20 protein-coding genes are annotated in these 20,458 nt (G+C 62.7%); 6 read left to right on the top strand and 14 right to left on the bottom strand.

The genetic code is table 11. From position 1 onward, the window contains the following. Window positions 1-274: 274 nt before the first annotated feature. Complete coding sequence (locus ATC00_RS24095; RefSeq protein WP_064254666.1) at window positions 275-697, top strand: VOC family protein; 423 nt, start codon at window positions 275-277, stop codon at window positions 695-697. A gap of 170 nt (window positions 698-867) precedes the next feature. Here ATC00_RS24095 and ATC00_RS24090 read toward each other — a convergent pair whose 3' ends face one another. The 5 genes from ATC00_RS24090 to ATC00_RS24070 all read right to left on the bottom strand — a co-directional run bounded on the left by ATC00_RS24090 (window position 868) and on the right by ATC00_RS24070 (window position 7,785). Next, complete coding sequence (locus ATC00_RS24090) at window positions 868-1,740, bottom strand: cytochrome c1 (RefSeq protein WP_037386050.1); 873 nt, start codon at window positions 1,738-1,740, stop codon at window positions 868-870. 32 nt (window positions 1,741-1,772) lie between these two features. Beyond that, the gene (locus tag ATC00_RS24085; protein ID WP_037386053.1) at window positions 1,773-3,053 is read right to left on the bottom strand and encodes a cytochrome b; all 1,281 of its coding nucleotides are present in this window, start codon (window positions 3,051-3,053) and stop codon (window positions 1,773-1,775) included. Between the two features lie 14 nt (window positions 3,054-3,067). Then, window positions 3,068-3,646 (bottom strand): ubiquinol-cytochrome c reductase iron-sulfur subunit, encoded by a 579-nt coding sequence (gene petA, locus ATC00_RS24080; protein ID WP_064254665.1) that lies wholly within the window; start codon window positions 3,644-3,646, stop codon window positions 3,068-3,070. Window positions 3,647-3,958: 312 nt separating this feature from the next. Further along, the gene (locus ATC00_RS24075; RefSeq protein WP_064254664.1) at window positions 3,959-5,824 is read right to left on the bottom strand and encodes an ABC transporter ATP-binding protein; all 1,866 of its coding nucleotides are present in this window, start codon (window positions 5,822-5,824) and stop codon (window positions 3,959-3,961) included. A 107-nt stretch (window positions 5,825-5,931) separates the two neighbouring features. After that, entirely contained in the window at window positions 5,932-7,785 is a 1,854-nt protein-coding gene (locus ATC00_RS24070; protein ID WP_064254663.1) for an ABC transporter ATP-binding protein, read from the bottom strand. Window positions 7,786-8,258: 473 nt separating this feature from the next. Here ATC00_RS24070 and ATC00_RS24065 point away from each other — a divergent pair, with 473 nt between their 5' ends. Next, window positions 8,259-8,720 carry a tRNA (cytidine(34)-2'-O)-methyltransferase gene (locus ATC00_RS24065; RefSeq protein ID WP_064254662.1) on the top strand — a complete coding sequence of 154 codons (462 nt, stop codon included), beginning with the start codon at window positions 8,259-8,261 and terminating at the stop codon, window positions 8,718-8,720. Between the two features lie 38 nt (window positions 8,721-8,758). Here the strand turns inward: ATC00_RS24065 and ATC00_RS24060 are convergent, their stop codons facing one another. After that, window positions 8,759-9,331, bottom strand: coding sequence for an NADPH-dependent FMN reductase (locus ATC00_RS24060; RefSeq protein ID WP_037386065.1), 573 nt, complete (start codon window positions 9,329-9,331; stop codon window positions 8,759-8,761). Window positions 9,332-9,409: 78 nt separating this feature from the next. Between ATC00_RS24060 and soxR the strand changes: the two genes are divergently transcribed. Beyond that, window positions 9,410-9,895, top strand: coding sequence for a redox-sensitive transcriptional activator SoxR (gene soxR, locus ATC00_RS24055; protein ID WP_037386070.1), 486 nt, complete (start codon window positions 9,410-9,412; stop codon window positions 9,893-9,895). On the opposite strand, the gene ATC00_RS24050 is transcribed toward soxR, so the two are convergent. Beyond that, a complete protein-coding gene (locus ATC00_RS24050) occupies window positions 9,817-11,073 on the bottom strand; it encodes an MFS transporter (RefSeq protein WP_037386073.1) in 1,257 nt (418 codons plus the stop codon). The two genes, soxR and ATC00_RS24050, sit on opposite strands and share 79 nt — an antisense overlap. Before the next feature lie 162 nt (window positions 11,074-11,235). After that, window positions 11,236-11,496 carry a hypothetical protein gene (locus tag ATC00_RS24045; RefSeq protein ID WP_037386075.1) on the bottom strand — a complete coding sequence of 87 codons (261 nt, stop codon included), beginning with the start codon at window positions 11,494-11,496 and terminating at the stop codon, window positions 11,236-11,238. A gap of 222 nt (window positions 11,497-11,718) precedes the next feature. On the opposite strand from ATC00_RS24045, the gene hemF reads away from it, so the two are divergent. Together hemF and ATC00_RS24035 are read left to right on the top strand one after the other, a co-directional pair. After that, window positions 11,719-12,630, top strand: coding sequence for an oxygen-dependent coproporphyrinogen oxidase (gene hemF / locus ATC00_RS24040; RefSeq protein WP_037386077.1), 912 nt, complete (start codon window positions 11,719-11,721; stop codon window positions 12,628-12,630). Between the two features lie 69 nt (window positions 12,631-12,699). Next, complete coding sequence (locus tag ATC00_RS24035) at window positions 12,700-12,978, top strand: BON domain-containing protein (protein WP_037386078.1); 279 nt, start codon at window positions 12,700-12,702, stop codon at window positions 12,976-12,978. 40 nt (window positions 12,979-13,018) lie between these two features. Here ATC00_RS24035 and ATC00_RS24030 read toward each other — a convergent pair whose 3' ends face one another. The 4 genes from ATC00_RS24030 to ATC00_RS24015 all read right to left on the bottom strand — a co-directional run bounded on the left by ATC00_RS24030 (window position 13,019) and on the right by ATC00_RS24015 (window position 17,147). Continuing rightward, entirely contained in the window at window positions 13,019-13,636 is a 618-nt protein-coding gene (locus tag ATC00_RS24030; RefSeq protein ID WP_037386082.1) for an ABC-type transport auxiliary lipoprotein family protein, read from the bottom strand. A gap of 80 nt (window positions 13,637-13,716) precedes the next feature. Further along, the gene (locus ATC00_RS24025) at window positions 13,717-15,087 is read right to left on the bottom strand and encodes an MlaD family protein (protein ID WP_037386085.1); all 1,371 of its coding nucleotides are present in this window, start codon (window positions 15,085-15,087) and stop codon (window positions 13,717-13,719) included. Window positions 15,088-15,170: 83 nt separating this feature from the next. After that, entirely contained in the window at window positions 15,171-15,980 is an 810-nt protein-coding gene (locus ATC00_RS24020) for an ABC transporter ATP-binding protein (RefSeq protein ID WP_037386088.1), read from the bottom strand. A gap of 12 nt (window positions 15,981-15,992) precedes the next feature. Then, window positions 15,993-17,147 carry an ABC transporter permease gene (locus ATC00_RS24015; RefSeq protein WP_037386122.1) on the bottom strand — a complete coding sequence of 385 codons (1,155 nt, stop codon included), beginning with the start codon at window positions 17,145-17,147 and terminating at the stop codon, window positions 15,993-15,995. A gap of 189 nt (window positions 17,148-17,336) precedes the next feature. Here ATC00_RS24015 and dgcA point away from each other — a divergent pair, with 189 nt between their 5' ends. Further along, window positions 17,337-18,320: an N-acetyl-D-Glu racemase DgcA gene (gene dgcA / locus ATC00_RS24010; RefSeq protein ID WP_037386090.1), complete on the top strand. Its 984-nt coding sequence runs from the start codon at window positions 17,337-17,339 to the stop codon at window positions 18,318-18,320. Here the strand turns inward: dgcA and ATC00_RS24005 are convergent. Together ATC00_RS24005 and ATC00_RS24000 are read right to left on the bottom strand one after the other, a co-directional pair. Then, window positions 18,272-19,492 (bottom strand): MFS transporter, encoded by a 1,221-nt coding sequence (locus ATC00_RS24005; RefSeq protein ID WP_037386091.1) that lies wholly within the window; start codon window positions 19,490-19,492, stop codon window positions 18,272-18,274. The genes dgcA and ATC00_RS24005 overlap by 49 nt on opposite strands. A gap of 106 nt (window positions 19,493-19,598) precedes the next feature. Beyond that, on the bottom strand, window positions 19,599-20,435 hold the full coding sequence (locus ATC00_RS24000; protein ID WP_064254661.1) for a UDP-2,3-diacylglucosamine diphosphatase: 837 nt from the start codon (window positions 20,433-20,435) through the stop codon (window positions 19,599-19,601). Window positions 20,436-20,458 lie beyond the last annotated feature (23 nt).

The following is a 20,458-nucleotide window of genomic DNA, read 5'->3' as shown; positions in this document are numbered from 1 at the left end:
ACCATTGGAGCCTGCCCGGAAGACCGATCTCCCGCTACTCCCATCAAGGGAGGCCGCCGGAGCCCCAATCATCCGATCTTTCTTCTTGCGAAAACCACAGGCCGATCGCTCGGCAGCATGGCAGATGGATCTGATGCTCGTTACCGTGAGCGTGAACAGTGCGGCCATTCGCGGTAATCTGTCAGCATCGCATGCTGGCGCCGGTCAGCTAGTTCATTGCGCTCTCGTGTGAAGAGACAGCTGGGATTCCGGCGCCTGCAGCGAGGAGGCGGAAATGAAACCGCGAATAAAAGTCCTGACTCTTGCCGTGAACAATCTCGAACGGTCCCTCGCCTTCTATCGTGACGGCCTGGGCCTGCCGACCGAGGGGATCATCGGTGAGGAGTTCGAAGACGGATCCGTCGTCTTCTTTCATATGGGTGACGACTTGATCCTGGCGCTTTATCCGGCGCCTTCGCTTTCAAAGGATGCGAAGATCCGCGTGACGCAGGCGCGCCTCGGCGCCGTCTCGATCGGCCATATCGTCGGCTCCAGAGAAGAGGTCGACAGCATCATGAAGCAGGCAGCGGAGGCCGGCGCCATCATCACCGATCCAGCGTCCGATCGTTTCTGGGGCGGCTACTCGGGTTATTTCCATGATCCGGACGGACACTTGTGGGAGATCGCCTGGAATCCGCAATGGACCGCCAGGGACTGAAGCGTCCCGATCCCTATGACGAGCACACGATGAGGCAAAGGGCAGCCGCCCAGTCCAACTGCGCTGCTGTGTCTGACACACGGCCCCGCGGAGAAGGCTCCATGCAAAAAAGGTCCCGGTTTGCACCGGGACCCCTTTGAAGACGCTGCCTGGCAGTGCCAGCTGGCAGATCAATGTTCCTTGTTGGCGTAGACCGACTTCTTCGTCAGGTAGACCAGGCCGGTCAGGATCAGCAGGAACACCATGACCATGAAGCCGGTGCGCTTGCGCTCTTCTAGATGCGGCTCCGCGGCCCACATCAGGAAGGCCGAGACGTCCCTGGCGTATTGATCCACCGTCTGCGGCGCACCGTCGTCATAGGTGACCTGGTCGTCGGAGATCGGCTTCGCCATCGCCAGCGCCGAGGCGCTCACGAAGTACGGATTGTAATGCGTCCCTTCGGCCACCTGGACGCCTTCCGGCGGATCCTGGTAACCGGTCAGCAGCGCGTGGATATAGTCCGGACCGCCTTCCTGGTAGGGCCAGAAGATGTCGAAGACGAACTGCGGGAAGCCGCGCTCGACGCCGCGCGCCTTGGCGATCAGCGAGAAGTCCGGCGGGGCGGCACCGTTATTGGCGGCCGCCGCGGCTTCCTTGTTCGGGAACGGCGACGGGAAGTGGTCCGAAGGAACGGCCTTGCGCGTGAACATCTCGCCATCGCCGTTCGGGCCGTCCTGCACCTCGTAGTTCGCCGCGAAGGCCTTCACCTGAGCTTCTGAATAGCCGAGGTCCTCAAGCGTGCGGAAGGGCACGAGGCTCATCGAGTGGCAGGCAGAACAGACTTCGGTATAGACTTTGAGTCCGCGCTGCAGCTGTCCCTTGTCGTAATGGCCGAACAGGCCGCCGAAGGTCCAGTCCTGCTGCACCGGCTTGTGGATTGGATAGTGCGGCGTGGCGCCGGCGGCGTGCTCGCCGCCTGCTTCCTCGCCCTGGGCCAGAGCTGCACCCAGACCGAGACCGGCGACGACAGCAAGTGACAGAATGCCTGTAACAAGCTTTTTCATTGTTTTGAGTTCCTTATCAATCGCTGTTCCGGTCAGGCGTGCGCGGTCTTCGGCTGCGCCTTGGCATTCTGCTTCTCCAGCACCGCCTCGGTGATGGAGTTCGGAATGCGCTTCGGCGTTTCGATCAGGCCGAGGAGCGGCATGATGACGAGGAAGAAACCGAAGTAGTACAGCGTGCCGAGCTGCGACAGGACGACGTAGAGGCCTTCTGCAGGACGGGAACCGAGCCAGCCGAGCATGATGGCATTGGCGACGAAGATCCAGAAGAACAGCTTGTACCAGGGACGGTAGACGGCCGAGCGGACCTTGGACGTGTCGAGCCAGGGCAGGAAGAACAGGACGATGATCGAACCGAACATCACCAGAACGCCACCGAGCTTGGAGTCGATCGGGCCGATGTTGAAGGTGATGGCGCGCAGCATCGCGTAGAACGGCAGGTAGTACCATTCCGGAACGATGTGAGCCGGGGTCTTCAGCGCGTCGGCTGGGATGTAGTTGTCCGGATGGCCGAGATAGTTCGGCATGTAGAAGACGAACCAGGCATAGACGATGAGGAAGATCGAGACGCCGAGCGCATCCTTCAGCGTCGCATAGGGCGTGAAGGCGACGGTGTCGGTCTTCGACTTCACTTCGACACCGGTCGGATTCGTCTGGCCGGTGACGTGCAGGGCCCAGATGTGCAGGACCACGACGCCCGCGATCATGAAGGGTAGCAGATAGTGCAGCGAGAAGAAGCGGTTCAGCGTCGGCTGGTCGACAGCGAAGCCGCCAAGCAGGAACTGCTGGATCCACTCACCCACCAGCGGGAAGGCCGAGAAGAAGCCGGTGATAACCGTCGCACCCCAGAACGACATCTGACCCCAGGGCAGTACGTAGCCCATGAAGCCGGTCGCCATCATCAGGAGGTAGATGACGACGCCGAGAATCCAGAGGATCTCGCGCGGTGCCTTGTAGGAGCCGTAATAAAGGCCGCGGGCGATGTGCAGATAGACCGCGATGAAGAAGAAGGACGCGCCGTTGGCGTGCAGGTAGCGCAGCAGCCAGCCGTGGTTGACGTCGCGCATGATCTTTTCGACGGAGTTGAACGCGACGCTCGTTTCGGCGGCATAGTGCATCGCCAGCACGATCCCCGTCAGGATCTGGACGATCAGCATCACCGACAGCATTGCGCCGAAGGTGTAGGCGTAGTTCAGGTTGCGCGGCACCGGGTAGGAGACGAACGAGTCGTGAACGAGGCGCGGCAGCGGAAGACGGGAATCAACCCACTTCTCTATGCCTGTCGTTGGCGTGTAGGTTGAATGTTCAGCACTCATTATCAGTAGTCCCCTCAACCGATCTTGATAACTGTGTCGGAAACGAACGAGAAGGTCGGCACGGCGAGGTTCTCCGGTGCCGGGCCCTTGCGGATGCGGCCGGCCGTATCGTAGTGCGACCCGTGGCAGGGACAGAACCAACCGCCGAAATCACCGGCTTGGCCGAGCGGCACGCAGCCGAGATGGGTGCAGGAGCCGATCATCACGATCCAGTTTTCCTTGCCCTCGCCGGCGGAGCGATCGAGATCGGTCGCCTGCGCATCGGTGGTGAGATTGGCGTTGCGCGCGACCGGATCCTTGAGCTCTTCGAGCGGCACGGCCTTCGCTTCCTCGACTTCCTTGTCGGTGCGGTTGCGGATGAAGACCGGCTTGCCGCGCCACTTCGCCGTCAGCGACATACCCGGCTGGAGGCTCGAAACGTCGACCTCGATCGAGGCCAGCGCGAGCGTCGATGCATCCGGGCGCATCTGGTCGATGAACGGCCAAGCCGCCGCGCCGGCGCCGACAACGCCGGCCATGCCGGTTGCCAGATACAGGAAATCGCGGCGAGTGGGCTCGCCCAAGGTCTCGCTTGAAGTGTCGTGTTCGCTCACGGCTAAACCATCCTCTCACGCAATGTGCGGAAACCGCATCCGCCCCCGGCGCGTTTCGGTCCCTTTGCCAGGTCTCGGAGCGCACCCTATCCTCTTGCTGGCACCCTGCCCGGCTTGCCTAGGCAAGTGCCGGAACGGATGCCAGAATCCGGAGAATCCCGCACGCAGAATCCCCACCAATCCGGCGCGTTCTATGCTCGATCGCGAATTATGTCCAGTCTTCACAGGAGGAGGTGGGCAGATTGTCGCGGGGGAAAGAGGCAGCCAGTGAGCACAAGGGCTTGGCACGGTTGAAGGGCGCGTCGGAGTCCCCTATTCGGCCGCTTCCTCCTGGGCGATGAAGCCGCCGGACTGGCGCGCCCAAAGTTCCGCATAGAGGCCCCCACGCCCGATCAGTTCAGCGTGACTGCCATCCTCGACGATACGTCCGCGGTCCATCACCACCAGACGGTCAAGTGCTGCGATCGTCGATAATCGGTGGGCGATCGCGAGCACCGTCTTGCCCTGCATCAGACGCTCCAGATTGGACTGGATGGCGGCCTCTACTTCCGAATCGAGCGCCGAGGTCGCTTCGTCGAGAACAAGGATCGGCGCGTCCTTGAGCATCACGCGGGCGATCGCAATCCTCTGCCGCTGGCCGCCGGAGAGCTTGACGCCCCGTTCACCGACATGGGCATCGAAGCCCTTGCGGCCGCGCTGGTCCTGCAGATCGACGATGAAGTCATAGGCTTCCGCCTTGCGCGCCGCCTCGATCAGCTGCTCGTCCGTCGCACCCGGCCTTCCGAAAAGGATATTGTCGCGGATCGAGCGATGCAGAAGCGAGGTGTCCTGGCTGACCATGCCGATCTGAGCACGCAGCGATTCCTGGCGGACCGTGGCGATGTCCTGCCCGTCGATCAAGATCCGTCCACCCTCCAGGTCGTAGAAGCGCAGCAGCAGGTTGACGAGGGTCGATTTGCCGGCGCCGGAGCGGCCGACGATGCCGACCTTTTCGCCGGGACGGATGGACAGGGAGAAATCATCGATCACGCCGGCGCCCTTGCCGTAGTGAAACGATACCCGCTCGAACCGGATCTCGGGACGGTTGACCTTCAGATCTGAGGCACCGGGCCGGTCGACGAGGCCGATCGGCTGAGAGACTAGTTCGGCCGAATTCTGGATCGTGCCGATATTGCGCATGATTGCGTTGAACTGCGACATCATCCGCCCGAGCAGCATGTTAAGGCGCAGCACCAGCGCCAGCGTGAAGGCAACCGCTCCGGAGCTGACCATTCCGGCAAGCCACAGATGCACCGAGTAGACGGCGATCGCCGCGATCATCATCCCGGAAAGCAGCGCCTGGGACGCCCGCACCGCGGTCAGCAGGCGGGTAAAGGGGATGACCGCACCCTGAAAGCGGTCGAAGCCGGCGCGGATATAGCGGTCGTTCTCCTCGTCGCTGCCGAAGAGCTTCAGCGTCTGGATATTCGAATAGGCGTCGACCATGCGGCCGTTGAGCATCGACGCCATTTCCGCAGTATCGCGGGCGTGCTTGCGGACGCGCGGAACGAAATAGCGCGCAAGCGAAAGGAAAACGGCGATCCAGAAGGCCACCATCGCCGCCAGCCTCCAGTCGAGTTGGGCGATCAGCGCCATGGTCGACGCCGTGTAGATGACGATGAACCAGATGACCTGCAGCAGCGAGACGATCAGATCGCTCGTCGCCTGCGCGCCGGACCAGACCTTGGTGACGATGCGGCCGGAAAAGTCGTTCTGAAAGAAGGTGAGCGATTGCCGTGCGACATGGACATAGGACTGCCAGCGCACAAGATTGAGGAAGCCGGTGATGATCGCCTGCTCTTCGACCAGCGCCGCAAGCGCCACGGCCAGGAAGCGGAACACCAGCACCGTCAAGAGCATGAACAACAGTTCCGGCCCGTTGGAAGAAATCAGCCCGCTCCAGCCATCTTCCGGCCGGATGGTATCGAGGACATCGACAATCCGGCCGACGAAATAGAAGAGCCCGGCCTCGAGCATCGCCACCAGGCCGCCGAGCGCCGCCATGGCGAGGAACGGGCCCTTTGCCTGGCTTGCATAGAACCAGGCGAAGCCCCAGAGCGACCGCGGCGGCCGCAGCCGGTGGCGCGGCGCAAAGGGTTTGATCCAATTCTCGAAGATGGTGACGATGGCGCGCAGCATTGTTCAGATAATAGGGGGCTGAGAACGGACGGCAATCGGTTTCCGCCGGCCCGTCGATTACAAATGCGTAAGCTTTGACTCGATCGAAAGCGCAACGAGGCGGCGGTTTACTCCGCCGCCTCCTCTTTCTCGACATCGTCGGCGATGAAGCCGCCCGACTGACGCGACCAGAGGTCGGCGTAGAGGCCGCCCTTCGCGACAAGCTCGGCATGCGAGCCGGTCTCGACGATCCGCCCGGTTTCGAGGACGACCAGACGGTCCATTTCGGTCAGCGTCGACAGGCGGTGGGCGATGGCGATCACCGTCTTGCCGGCCATCAGGGCGAAGAGGTTCTCCTGGATCGCCGCCTCTACCTCGGAATCGAGCGCCGATGTCGCCTCATCAAGAATGAGGATCGGCGCATCCTTGAGAAAGACCCGGGCAATTGCAATCCTCTGCCGTTGGCCTCCCGAGAGCTTCACCCCGCGTTCGCCGACCTGCGCATCGAGCCCTCGCCTGCCGAGGTTGTCCTCGAGCATCTGGATGAACTCCCAGGCATTCGCCTTCTTGGCGGCGGCGATGACCTGCGCATCGATCGCCTCCGGGTGTCCATAGGCGATATTGTCGCGAATGGAGCGGTGCAGGAGCGACGTATCCTGCGTGACGACGCCGATCTGAGAGCGCAGGCTGTCCTGGGTGACGGCGGAGATATCCTTGCCGTCGATCCGGATCACGCCGTCCTCCAGGTCGTAGAAGCGCAGGAGCAGGTTCATCAGCGTCGTCTTGCCGGCACCCGAGCGGCCGACGAGGCCGATCTTCTCGCCGGGGAGGATTTCGAGCGACAGCCGATCGATAACGCCCTTTGCCTTGCCGTAGTGGAAGCGCACGTCCTCGAAGCGGATCGCCCCCGTCTCGGCCTTCAGCGGCGCCGCATTCGGCTGGTCGACGATGTCGTGCGCCTTGGTCATCATACCCATGCCGTCATAGACAGTGCCGATATTCTCGAACAGCGCCGAGACTTCCCACATGATCCATTGCGACATGCCGTTGATGCGCATTGCGAGGCCGATCGCGACGGCGATCGCGCCGACCGAGATCGCGCTGGTCAGCCACAAATAGATCCCGAGTGCACCGACGGCGAAGAGCGCCACGCAGTTGTTCGCGTAGACGCAGATGTGGAACAGCGTCACCTTGCGCATCTGGCGGTAGACGGTGTCGAGGAACTCCTCCATGCCGGCGCGCGCATAGGTCTCCTCCCGCCCCGCATGCGAGAAGAGCTTCACGGTGCTGATATTGGTGTAGCTGTCGACGATCCGACCCGTCATTATCGACCGGGCATCGGCCTGCTCCTTGGAGATCTTCTGCAGGCGCGGCACGAAGGTGGTGACGATCACGACATAGATGGCGAGCCAGATGGCAAGCGGTGCGACGAGCCGCAAGTCGGCTGCGGCGACGACGACCAGCATCGTCGTGAAGTAGCTCACGACATAGACGAAGACGTCGAGGATCTTCATCACCGTCTCGCGAACCGCAAGTGACGTCTGCATCACCTTCGTTGCCACGCGCCCGGCGAACTCGTTGGCGAAGAAGGTCATGCTCTGGCGAAGCAGGTAGCGGTGCATCTGCCAGCGGGCGATCATCGGATAATTGCCGAGCAGCACCTGGTGCATGATGAATGAATCGAGCGCTACAAGGCCCGGGAGGCCGATGAGGATCAGGGCTCCCATCCAGGCGAGCTTGCCTCCCTCGGTGGCGAGAAAGGTTTCGCGCTCGGCATTGGACAGCCAATCCACCACATTGCCGAGGAATTGAAACAGCGCCACCTCGCCGATCGCGATCAGCATGGTGCAGACCGCCATGATCAGCAGCCACGGCGCCGCCGGCTTCGTGTAGTGCCAGCAGAAGGCAAAGAGACCGCTCGGCGGAAGGCTGGGCTCTTCCGTCGGGTAAGGATTGAGGCGGGATTCAAACCAGCCGAACATTATCCAAGCTCCTTCAGATAGTTTGAAGGAAGGCGGGTCGCCCCGCATTCTTTATCTTTGAGAAATCGCGGTCCAGAGATGACGCCTCGAGCCGAGCTTCACTCCGGGACCGGAGCGCGTCATTCGATCGAAAGAAGGAAAGGCGCGGAACCGGCTAAGCCTGCAAAGGCCAGGCTACTGGATGGAGGCGTGTCAACATCAATACCATCATGCATGCCTCCGTCGGTTCGCGTTGAAGAGAATTGACCTTTATCCTCAATCGGCCCGCCGCGCCAGATTGTCGCAGTCACTTTCTTGCCTGTTTCTCCGCGGGCGCTCTGGCTGTTGCCGTTTCGGCACAGATTAGCGAACGGAAATTCAGTCGCGCCGAATGCACACCAACGCAGCCGACAGGGCAGTGGATCAAGGCCCCAATCGATGCCATACGACGTCTCGCGTCTTCCCCTTTCATCATAGGCCGTCGTCGATAGCTCATGAACGAACTCCGCATCGCCCTCTACCAGCCGGACATTCCGGGCAATACCGGAACGATCCTCCGTCTCGCCGCCTGTCTCGGATTGGCCGTCGACATCATCGAGCCGGCGGGCTTCGATCTTTCCGACCGAAACCTCAAGCGCGCCGGCATGGATTATATCGCGGCGGTGACGCTCACCCGCCATGTCAGCTGGGAGCGATTCGAGACATGGCGGGCGGAAAACGGCCGGCGGCTGGTGCTCGCTTCCACCAAGGCCGCCGAGCCCTATACGCGCTTCGACTTCCAACCCGATGACATTCTGCTCTTCGGCCGGGAAAGCGCCGGCGTGCCCGATCATGTGCATGACCGTGCCGACGCCCGCATCCTCATTCCGATGGCTCCCGGCCAGCGGTCGCTCAACATCGCGATCGCGACCGCGATGGTGGTCGGCGAGGCGATGCGGCAGACCGGCGCGTTCTGAGACGTCAAAGAGCGGCTTGAGGCGTTCTATCTCGCCCCTCATGCTGCGATCTCGTTATAGGGTGTGGCCTTGCGCGCATATTTCAGCGTCCGCGCCCACCAGGTGATCCGGTCCATCATCAGGAACAGCGGCGCGCGCAGCTCTTCCGGCTTGTAGAGATTGCCGGCTGCATCGAATTTCGACCACGCCTTCGGAAGTGCCACCCCGTCCCGGAGCGTCACCGCATGGAGCTCCCCGAAGACCTGGCGCAATTGCTCGACGGCGCGGATACCGCCGGAAGCGCCACCATAGGAGACAAAGGCCACCGGCTTAGCATGCCAGGGCTCGTAGACGGCGTCGATCATTTCCTTCAGTGCCGCGGGATAGCCGTGATTATATTCCGGCGTGATGACGATGAAGGCGTCCGCCTCGGCGACCTTTCGCTCCATCCACTCTGCCGGATCGGCCGATTTCTCGCTGCGCGCGCTTCTCAACCGCAATGGATCGATGATCGTCAAGCTGAAGACGTCGGAGGTCGAAAGCTCGCGGATAAGCCAGCTGGCAACGGTATCGCAGAACCGGCCCTGCCGTGCGCTGCCATAGATCAGGGCGAGGGTCATTTTCTCTGTCATGCGGAATCAGCTCCTAGTTGTCGCTTGCAGGGAGCTCATGCTATAGAACCTCAAGCTTAGTTGAGGTCAATAGCACCCATGCAAAAAGAAGCCGGCAGCGATTTCAAGCGCGAACTGACCGTCGGCGAGGTTGCCGAGCGCAGCGGCATCGCCGTCTCGACGCTGCATTTCTACGAGACCAAGGGGCTGATCCGCAGCAACCGCAGCCGGGGCAACCAGCGGCGCTACCCGCGCTCGGTCTTGAGACGCGTCGCCGTCATCAAGGTCGCCCAGCGCACCGGGATTCCGCTTGCGGAGATTCAATCCGCCCTGTCGGTGCTTCCCGACGACCGGCCGCTGACCGTCGAGGATTGGGCCCGGCTATCGAACAGCTGGCGGCAGCAACTCGACGATCGCATCGCCAAGTTGACCTCGCTGCGCGACCAGCTGTCCGGTTGCATCGGCTGCGGCTGCCTGTCGATGCGCGACTGCCCGTTGCGCAATCCTCATGACGTGCTTGCGTCCGAGGGGGCTGGGCCGCGGCTGATGGATCCTTCCGACGGCGTGGAAAACGCCGGTGCGTAGGCCGCAGCCGGCCGCATCCGGTTGAGCAGGATCATGCTCGTCAAAGTGCCCACGGAGCAGAGCAGCGCAATCGAAAGCGCCCAGCCGTTTCCGGCTGCTGCGAGGACGAAGGAGAAGAATGGCGGTGCGGCGGCGAAGGCGAGGTTGAGCGGCAGTCCGAGGCGCGCCATGACCAACGCATATTGCGCCGGCGAGAAGAACACCAGCGGCATCGTCGCCCGGCTGACCGACATCGCGCCGCTTGAAAGGCCGTAGAGCACGAGGAAGAGCACGATCGCCCACTCGCTTCCCGCGCCGAGGATCAGGGCGATCAATGCCAGCGGCATGATCGCCGCTGCGACGCAGCCGGTCGTCAGCCCGTCCCATCGGTTACCGCCGAGGAAGTCGAAAAGCCGCGCCGAGAGCTGCACGAAACCGATCGCCGATCCGAAACCGACCGCCAGATAGTCGGGCACGCGGTAGCTCCGGAAAATATCGATGACGACGAGTTGGAAACCCCAGGTGACGAAGCCGTTCAGCGCAACGGCTGCAACGATAAGGGCGACAAGCGCCCAATAGCGACGCGTGTCGGGCCGCTCCCGCTTGTCATCCAGGGCGGCACGGGACGCCCGACCTGCCCTCTTGGTCTGCGGGAGACCGAAGCAATGCAGCGGCGCGCAGACGAGCAGCATCACCGTGCCGTAGACGATGAGCGCGCCACGCCAGCCGAGCGCTGCCTCGAAGAACACAGTGACCGGCCAGGAAACACTCGGGGCGAGTGCCATCACAAACATCTGCGCCCCGATCGCCCGGCGCGCGCCCTCGCCGGCAATTTCGGTCAAGTAGACATGGGCGGACGTCGTCAGCGTCGCGGCACCGGCGATACCGAGGAGAGCCCAGGCGACGAAGTAGGTGAACGGCCCATGCGCGCTTGCCAGCAGCCACAAGCCGGGCGCAGCAAACGCCGAACCGGACGCAAGCACCAGCCGCGCCCCGAAGCGCTCATAAAGCGCGCCGAGCGGCGGTGAGCACAGCGCCATTGCCACGAGCATCATGGTGGGACCGAGATAGACCATCGACGGCTCGAGGCCGAGCTCGCGGGCCATTCCGGCCGCCGTCACCGATACGAACATGAACATCGCGCCCCAGGCGACCATCTGCGTCACGGACAGGACGATTACCGAGCGGAGGACGGGCATGGGTGATGGCCGGTGATGAGCAATCGGGAGGGTGTGCCAGGAAGAGTGGAGCGACTCTTAGCGCGATCCCCACGCCTTGGCGAGACGAATTAACCACCACAGTAAGGAGTGCGTCGCGCGAAGGTGGCACCGGAGCAGTGTGCGCGTCGAAAATGCGGTCGTTCAGTCGGCGCTCGGCAGCCGCCGCATCGTGAACTCGATCTCATCGCCCTCGAGTTGGCGCCAGCTCTCGACTTCCGTCCAGTAGGCGGCCTTCGGCCAGGTCTCGAACCATTCGCGCGCCTTGGCGCGGGCGGCACTGCGTTCGAGGCGGAAGGTCTCGCGCACGAACAGCTTGTCGCGGCGTCCGGGGTGTTCCCGGCGATGCCGGGCGATCTGGCGCCGCAAGCCCTCGAGCGGCGGCCCTGGGGGTATCTTCGCCATGGCTGTACCTCTGACGATAAAGATAGGAACGGCACCGCCGCTTGGCCAGCCCAGAGGTCCCGAGCCATCCTCCTGAGCAAAATCGCCGGAGGCGCGTCGATGCGATAGACTGTCACGCGGGACCGCGGCGCCGTTGCCATCCGGCCCAAAATATGGACTGTGGACGGCGACAGAATCGGGCTCGCTCTCTGCGGAAGCCCGCCTATTGGAACCGGAATTCCCATGGAAAGACCGCAATTGCCGCAGGGTCTGCCTGCAGATATTGAAGACAAGAAGGCCGAGGCGAAGGATTGGTTCGAAAGCCTGCGCGATTCGATCTGCGCGGCATTCGAGGCGATCGAGGACGATCTCACGGGACCGTTGTCGGATCGTCCGCCCGGCCGTTTCATCGGCAAGGATTGGCTGCGCGACGAAGGCGCCGGCGGCGGCGGGCGAATGTCGATGATGGAGGGCCGCGTCTTCGAGAAGGTCGGCGTCCACACATCGACCGTTTTCGGTGAATTTTCCCCCGAGTTCCGCAGCCAGATCCCCGGCGCCAGCGAAGATCCGCGCTTCTGGGCCTCCGGCATTTCGCTGATCGCCCATCCGGTCAATCCCAACGTGCCGGCCGTGCACATGAATACGCGCATGGTCGTAACCACCAGCAACTGGTTCGGCGGCGGCGCGGACCTGACCCCCGTCCTCGACCGCCGGCGCCTCATGACCGACCCGGATACCATCGTCTTCCACCGGGCAATGGAGATCACCTGCAATCGGCATCCGGTCGCCGATCACCCGAAATTCAAGCAATGGTGCGACGAGTACTTCTTCCTCAAGCACAGGAACGAGCCGCGCGGCACCGGCGGCATCTTCTATGATTGGCTGCACTCGCCCGAGGATCTGGGCGGCTGGCAGGCCGATTTCGCCTTCACCCGCGACGTCGGCAAGGCATTCGCGATCGTCTACCCCAAAATCGTCCGGGGGAATTTCAACACGCCCTGGACCGAGGCCGACCGCGACGAGCAGCTCGTGCGCCGCGGCCGCTATGTGGAGTTCAACCTGCTCTACGACCGCGGCACCATCTTTGGCCTCAAGACGGGTGGGAACGTCGAGTCGATCCTCTCGTCCTTGCCGCCGGTCGTTCGCTGGCCTTGATTGCTCAACGAAGACGCGAACAAATCCCCGCTTGCGGCGTTTTCTCCGCAACGACGGAGTGATCGCCGCATGATATTCAAGAAGCGCACATTCTTCGGCCAGGAGCCCGAAAGAGTAACCCCCGACCACCCGGCGGAACTGGAGCGAAGGGTTGCCCATTGCCTCGCCGTCGCGCCGGGCCTTGACGCGGCCGACGTCACGGTGACCTGCACTGGCAACACGGTCCTGCTCGGCGGCACCGTTGCCACAAAAGACGAAATCCTCCGCGCAGAGGAAGCGGTAAAGTCGGTCGCAGGCGCCGGCGAAGTGCTCAACCGTATCGCGCTCTCGAAAGTTGGCAGCGGGTGAACTCCGCCTACCGACGGCCGCCCCGTTTCGGCCGCCGAGCTTAGATGGACTGCAGCGTCCAGCCCACAATATCAGCTGCCACCTGGGCAAATGCCGCATCGAGGGCTGTGACAAAGGCCGGATTTCCAGCACCCTGCACCGGCGCGACGGCACGGAATTCCTGCTGCCTGCGCACGGTGCCGGTGCGATCGTCCAAAATCTTGGCGAAGATCTCGACCACCGCCGTATCCGGCCCGTCGGTGGAAATCTCGAAGGCGCGGAGTTCGGTGACGAGCTGATAGTCGATGGCAAGGCCCTGGCCCGGCTTGCCGACGCCACGAACCCTGCCGGTATTGTCGAAAGTCTGGACAAGCCGATCCTGCACGAGGCGCGGCAGGCTGTCGCCCCATTGGGCTCCGGCGAGATATTGCAGCTCCGATCTCGACAGCCGGACGACGATCTGGTCGCTACCGAGCGTCTTCAGGGCCGTCGGTTCCGGCACGAGGATCTGACGGTTCGTTCCGGCCGCACGTTCGACGACGGGCACCGATGCCAGGCTGAACGTATCGTTGACCGCCTGGCGCGTACCGCAGCCCGTCAGCATCGTCGCCAATGAAAGAATCGCGGCAATCCGGGCCGCTCCCGCACCACGCCACGCTACCAGACCCGGAAAACCCATACGCACATCATCCCCAAACAACGCGGCGCCGTCCGGCTCCCCGCCCCCACGCAACCTGCCCGCGACCGGTAATCAGCGAATCACCGTCGCGTGCGGCCATCATATTGTTTAACAGTTTCGCCGCCGAATAGCAGGCGCTGTGGATTTCGATCGAAATTGGAAATCGTACTCTGCAGGCTCTGCACCGTCCGCCGCGTTTCCGTGACAAGCGTCTCCACGTCCCGCAGACCGGAATTGGAGAAGCGCTTCAGGTTGTCGGTGATCGGACCGATCTGGGCGTTGAGGTTGTCGGCCATGCGGCGGAACGATTCAAGCGTCGCGCGCGCCTCGGCCGAAAGCGACGGCGCATTCGCGTCTCCGAGGAAGCCGTCGACCTTCGCGAGTATGCCGTCGACACGGTTTGATGCCGCATTCAGCTTGTTCGACATCTCCGTGAAATCGGTGATCGTCTGGTCGATGTCTTCCTGACGGGCGGAAATCTTGTTGGCAAACTCGGATACCTGAGAGGCAACCTTGCGGGCATCGGCGCTTGCCGCGGAGATGTCGTTGACGACCAGCCCGACTTTCTGGGTGTCGACCGCAGCCACCAGCGCGTCGACACGCTTCAAGGTCTGCTGCGCGTTCTTGCCGAACTGGTCATAGGTGTCGACTGTGCGCTTGAAGCCGGCGATCGCCTCCGAAACGCCGCCGGAAGCGGCCTTGAGGTCGTTGCTCACCTCTTCGACATTGCTGACGATCGTGTCGATCTTCTTCGGATCGACCGACTTGATCAGCCTGTCGGCGCTTGCAAGAGTGGTATCGAGCTTCTTCGAGGCCGCACTGACCGACCCCGACAACTCCTCGACGCTCTTCAGGAATTGATCGATCGCGTCGGAATTGTCCGCCAGCGCCTTGGAGAACCGCTGCGCATTGCCGATTGTCGAGGTCAGCGGGCCACGAACTTCCGTGACGAAGCCCTGGATGTCGCCGATGGCGCTGTTCGCCCGATCAAGAATCTGGTCGGCGGTCGCGAGCAGGCTGGTGACGCTCGACTGGTCGGCAAGGATACGCGCCTGCGTGCCGTTCTCGAGCGCGGACTTGAGGATGTTTTCGTCGCCCTTTCGGCCGCCGCTGAGCTCGATATAGGCTGCCCCTGTCAAGCCCTGGATCTCCAGCGTCGCCCTTGTCGACTTCAGCACCGGCGCATCGGCCGAAACCTCCGTGATGGCGATCGAGTAGCGCGGATCGTTGGCGTCGATCGCAAGGCTGCGGACGGAGCCGACATTGATCCCGTTGAAGCGCACCGGCGAGCCTACCGACAGGCCGTTGGCAGAGCCCGGAATGTTGACGACGAGTTCGACCATCTCGCCGCTTCTGCCGTATTGCGACATCCAGTAGACGAAGCCGAAGGCAGCGGCGATCACGAACACCGTGAAAAAGCCGACAATGGCATAATTCGCTTTAGTTTCCATCGGCTCAGACTACCTCTGCGGCCCCGCCGCCATATCACCCTGGTGCGACACACCTCGCGCCGCCTATTTTATCACGTTCCGGATCAACCGTGCTCGCGCACGATCGCCCTCGCCCGCTTGCCGCGGAAATAGGATTTCACCCACGGCTCGTCGCAGGCAAGCATGTCCTCGATGGTGCCCTCGACCAGGACGCGCTTCTGGCCTAGGACGGCGATCCGGTCGCAAACCGAGAAGAGGCTATCCAGATCGTGAGTCACCATATACACGGTCAATCCAAGCGTGTCCCGCAGCTTGGCGATCAACTCGTCGAACTCCGCTGCCCCGATCGGATCGAGGCCCGACGTCGGCTCGTCGAGGAAGACGAGGTCCGGATCGAGCGCCAGCGCCCGTGCGAGGGCGGCGCGCTTGATCATGCCGCCGGAAAGCTCGGACGGGTATTTTTCCGCCGCTTCCGGTGCTAAGCCCACCAATTCGATCTTCAGGCGCGCCAGTTCATCCATCAACTCCTGCGGCAGGTCGAGATACTCCCGCATCGGCACCTGGATGTTCTCCCGCACCGTAAGTGCGGAAAAGAGCGCGCCATGCTGGAAGAGCACGCCGAGCCGCATGTCGAGCGCGATGCGTTCCTCCTCACTCACCTTGTCGTATTCCGCACCGAGAATCTTGATCGTGCCGGAGCGCTTCGGCAGCAGCCTGAGGACCGTACGCATCAGGACAGACTTGCCGGTACCGGAAGCTCCGACGAAGCCGAGGATTTCCCCGCGCAGCACGTCGAGATTGAGCTTGTCGAGGACGATATTGTCGCCGAAACCGACGGTCAGGTCGCGAACGGAGAGGATGCTTTCGCGCCCCGCCGCCTGCTCGAATTGCTTGTCCATGACCGCCTGAACCATTGTACGTCCGCCTCAGAAATCGATCGCCGCGTAGAACATCGCGAAAAGTCCGTCGATGAGGATGACGACGAAGATTGATTTGACGACCGACGATGTCACACGCCGCCCGAGCGATTCCGCGCTGCCGCCGACCTTCAGCCCCTCGACCGCCGCGACGACACCGATGATCAGCGCCATGAAAGGCGCCTTGATCATGCCGGCCGCCACCGAGGAGAAATCGACGGCCTCCTGCAGTCGAGCGAGGAACGTCGGTATGGTGATGCCCGAATAGCTCCAGGCAACCAGCGCCGCCCCGGCCAGAGCGGCGAAATTCGCGATGATGGTCAAGAGCGGCAGCACGATCGTCAGTGCCACGAGGCGCGGAAAGACGAGCACGCCGACCGGGCTCAACCCCATGACCTTCAGCGCGTCGACCTCCTCGCGCATTTTCATCGAGCCGATCTCGGCCGTGATCGCGCTGCCCGAACGGCCCGCAATCATGATCGCCGTCAGCAGCACGCCGATTTCGCGCAGTTGCAGGATGCCGACGAGGTCGACGACGAAGATTTCCGCCCCGAAAGATCGGAGCTGAAAGGCCCCCTGCTGCGCGATGATGGCGCCTATCAGGAACGACATCAGCGTGATGATGGGTGTCGCCATCACGCCCATGCGGTCGATCTGGTGGACGATCGCGGCAGGCGAAACGCCGGCGTGACGCCCGAGCTTCATCTGCGCCCCGCGCACCGCCGAGCCGAGAATATACATCGCGGCAACCGTATCGGTCCAAATCGATACGGTCACCTCACCGATCGGTGCAAACAACCGCTGGAAAAGCGGGTCCTTCCGCTTCGAACGCTCGGGCTGCCGCAATTCCTTGGGCAGGGCGCGCACGAGTTCGACATAGCGCTCCCCGCCGCCGGCGAAGCGAACCTCGCCCCCGTTCTCGCTGCCGAGCCCGTTCATGAAGCGCCGGATGATCCAGGCGCCGGCCGTATCCATGCCGGTGATCCCGGAAAAATCGAACTCGTTTCGGCCGCCGGCCGGCTTTCCGAGCCGCTTCAGCTTGTCGGACATGGCTTCCGCCGATTGGTGCCGCCAGTCGCCGCTGAACACATAGCGTCGGCCCGTCTCCCCGTCGGCCTCGGCGAGGACGACATCGGCAGCCTTCTGGGATGGCTTTCGCGTCACGTGATCTTGGTCTTTCACTTGCTATTCAGTAATCTCTTAAACCAGATTCGATCCCAGGACAAAATCACCCATCGATTCAAAGCCGTACCGCAGGCTTTGTGCGGCCGAAAAGACACAGCGCGCCGGCGCGACCGCGCGTCCGGGACAGAGCGGGCGCCGCTAAGTCACGTACCCCGTGAGAGAACAACAATGCCGAACTCGCTTTCTGCCACCGTCGACCATTTTCCAATCGCCGGCACCTTCACCATCTCCCGCGGCTCGAAGACGACGGCGAGCGTGGTCACCTGCACGATCAGCGACGGCACCGTCACCGGGCGGGGCGAATGCGTTCCCTATGGCCGCTATGGCGAATCGATCGAATCGGTCCTGAGCGAGATCGAAGCCGCTGGAGCGCTGATCGAATCGGGCATCACGCGGCTTGACTTGCAGCAATCGATGAAACCCGGTGCCGCCCGCAATGCCGTCGATTGCGCGTTCTGGGATCTCGAGGCCAAGCGGGCGAACAGATCGGCCGCTGCGCTCGCCGGGCTCGCCGATCCGATTGCCCTGACGACCGCCTACACCATTTCGCTCGCCGAGCCCGAAGAGATGATGGCTCAGGCCGCAAGATACGCCCATCGGGAGCTCCTGAAGGTCAAGGTCGGAACCGCTGACGACACGTCGCGAATCCGCGCCGTGCGGAAAGGCGCACCGAAAAGCAGCATCATCCTTGATGCCAACGAAGGCTGGACGCCGGAAAACCTCGCCTTGCATTTTGCCGTCTGCACGAAGGCCGGTATCGCGCTCATCGAGCAACCCCTGCCGGCGGGGCGCGACGAGGCGTTGGGCTCCGCAACCCGCTCCGTTCCGGTCTGCGCTGATGAAAGCGTGCATGCGACCGCAGACCTGAAGGCGCTCGTGGGGCGCTACGACGCGGTTAACATCAAGCTCGACAAGACCGGCGGGCTTACCGAGGCGCTGCGCATGCGCGAAGAGGCCCGGGCGCTCGGCCTGAAGATCATGGTCGGCTGCATGGTGGGCAGTTCGCTCGCCATGGCTCCAGCCGTCCTCGTCGCGCAGGGAGCCGACTTCGTCGATCTCGACGGCCCGCTGCTGCTGGCGCAAGACCGAAGCCCGGGGCTCCGCTACGAAGCTTCGCTCGTCTTCCCGCCTGAGCCGAGCCTGTGGGGCTGAAGATACCAACCGGCAAAGGCGAAGCAGGACCCGAACAGGGCCACGACCGACATCGAATAGAAACCAGTCACCCCGAACCAGGCGTAGAAATAGCCGGACATGAACGTGAAGATCGCCGTGAAGATGCCGGTATAAAAGAAGTAGAGGCCCTGTGCGGAAGCCTCCTGCTCTTCTGCGACCCTCTCGACGAGCTTGTGTTGCATGCCGGTGTGCATGATCGCATAGGTGAAGGCATGGAAGCACTGCAGGACGAAATAGCCCGAGAAGCCCAGGTCCAATGGAAAGATAAGCCAGCGCACAACCGCCAGCAGGCAGCCGGAAAAGATCATCGCCCAGACGCTGAAGCGCCTGGTAATGGCCTTGGCGAAGAAGAACATCAGCACTTCAGCCGCCACCCCGGCACTCCACAGGGCGCCGATTTGGGTGCCGCTATAGCCGATCTGCTGCCAATAGATGGCCGAGAACGCGAACAGCATCGCATGGCTGCTGTTGACCAGCGTGACGCCGATCAAAAGCAGTTGCAAATCGGGCTGCCTTAGCGATTGCGGCGGCGCTTCGGTGATCGCCGTGATCGGCGAAGGTCTGCGTGGACGGCCGATGCGCGGAGCAGCGCAGGCCATCGCAACAGTCAGGCCGAAACCGACAGCCATCGCCGGCAGCACCATTGCACCGCCGAGGAAGCCGATCATCCAGCCACCGAGCATCGTCGCGCCGATAAAGGCGATCGACCCCCAGACGCGCATCTGCGCATAGTCGAAACCCCAGCGGCGCACGCCCGAAAGCGCTATCGCCTCGACGATCGGGAGGTAAGGCGAATAGGCGGCCGACTGCAGCGCGTAGATCACCAGCACCGGCCAGAAGTCCTTGGCGAAGAAGAGAACGAAGGCGAGCCCAAGCGAGAAGCAGCCCGACCAGATCAGCACGATGGTGCGCTCGCCGAGCCGGTCTGCCAGAACACCCGCCAATGGCGCCGTGATGACGCGGATGAACATCGGCACGGCAAGCACCACGCCGATCTCGAAATCGCTCATCGACAGGCTGCTGAGCCAGACCGGGAAATACGGCATGGCGAAGCCGTTGACGATCAACGGCGCGCAGAAGAGCAACGCGATGCGGAGCGCGAAATAACGCGGCGGAGGCCCCAGGACGGGGGGCGCTGATGCGGGAATCATGGGAGGACCTGATGGCTGTGGGCAACGTCTAGCACGGATATCCGCCAGCTCGCCAGCCGCTAGTTTTAGCCACTTTGGTGAGGCTCAAGGCTTGGTACGGAGAACCTCAGGCTGCCTGCGGCGCCGCCAACGTCACGGGCAAGTCGTCGGCCGAGGTCTCCACCGCCGCCATTCCCCGAAGGCTATGCCAGATGATCAGTTCCATCGTGCCGTCGAAATGCTCGGCGATCGCGGTGCAGCTTTCGACCCAGTCACCGGTATTGATGTAGCGGATCTCGTCGATATCCTCGATCACGGCGTGGTGGATGTGGCCGCAGATCACGCCCTGGGCGTGATGCCGGCGGGCTTCCTCCGCGACGACCTTCTGGAACTCTCCGATGAAATTCACCGCGTGCTTGACCTGCAGCTTTGCCCAGGACGAAAACGACCAATAGGGCATGCCGAGGCGGCGGCGAATGGCGGCAAGGCCGATATTGATGGCGATTGCCGTATCGTAGGCCCAGTCGCCGAGATAGGCGAGCACACGCGCGTTGCGCACGACGACGTCGAATTCGTCGCCATGCAGCACGAGATAGTTGCGCCCGTCCGCGCCCTGATGCATGTGGCGCGCCGCGACCTCGATGCCGCCAAAGTGGACGCCCGGAAAATCCCTCATGAACTCGTCGTGGTTGCCCGGGATATAGATGATGCGCGACCCCTTGCGCGCCTTGCGCAGCAGCTTCTGAACGACGTCATTGCAGTTCTGCGGCCAGTACCAGCTGCGCTTTAACCGCCAGCCGTCGACGATATCGCCGACGAGAATGATGGTCTCGGCCTCATGGTGGCGCAGGAAGTCGATAAGATAATCCGTCTTCGCCGCCTTCGAGCCCAGATGGAGGTCGGAGATGAACAGCGTCCGCAATTTCCGAACCGGATTCTGTTGAGATCCCGTTACCGCAACCATGAGATCCTCGCCTTCTCGAGCTT

The organism is Sinorhizobium americanum (assembly GCF_001651855.1).
GTDB classification, from domain to species: domain Bacteria; phylum Pseudomonadota; class Alphaproteobacteria; order Rhizobiales; family Rhizobiaceae; genus Sinorhizobium; species Sinorhizobium americanum.
This window is presented reverse-complemented; position numbering and strand designations above follow the sequence as displayed.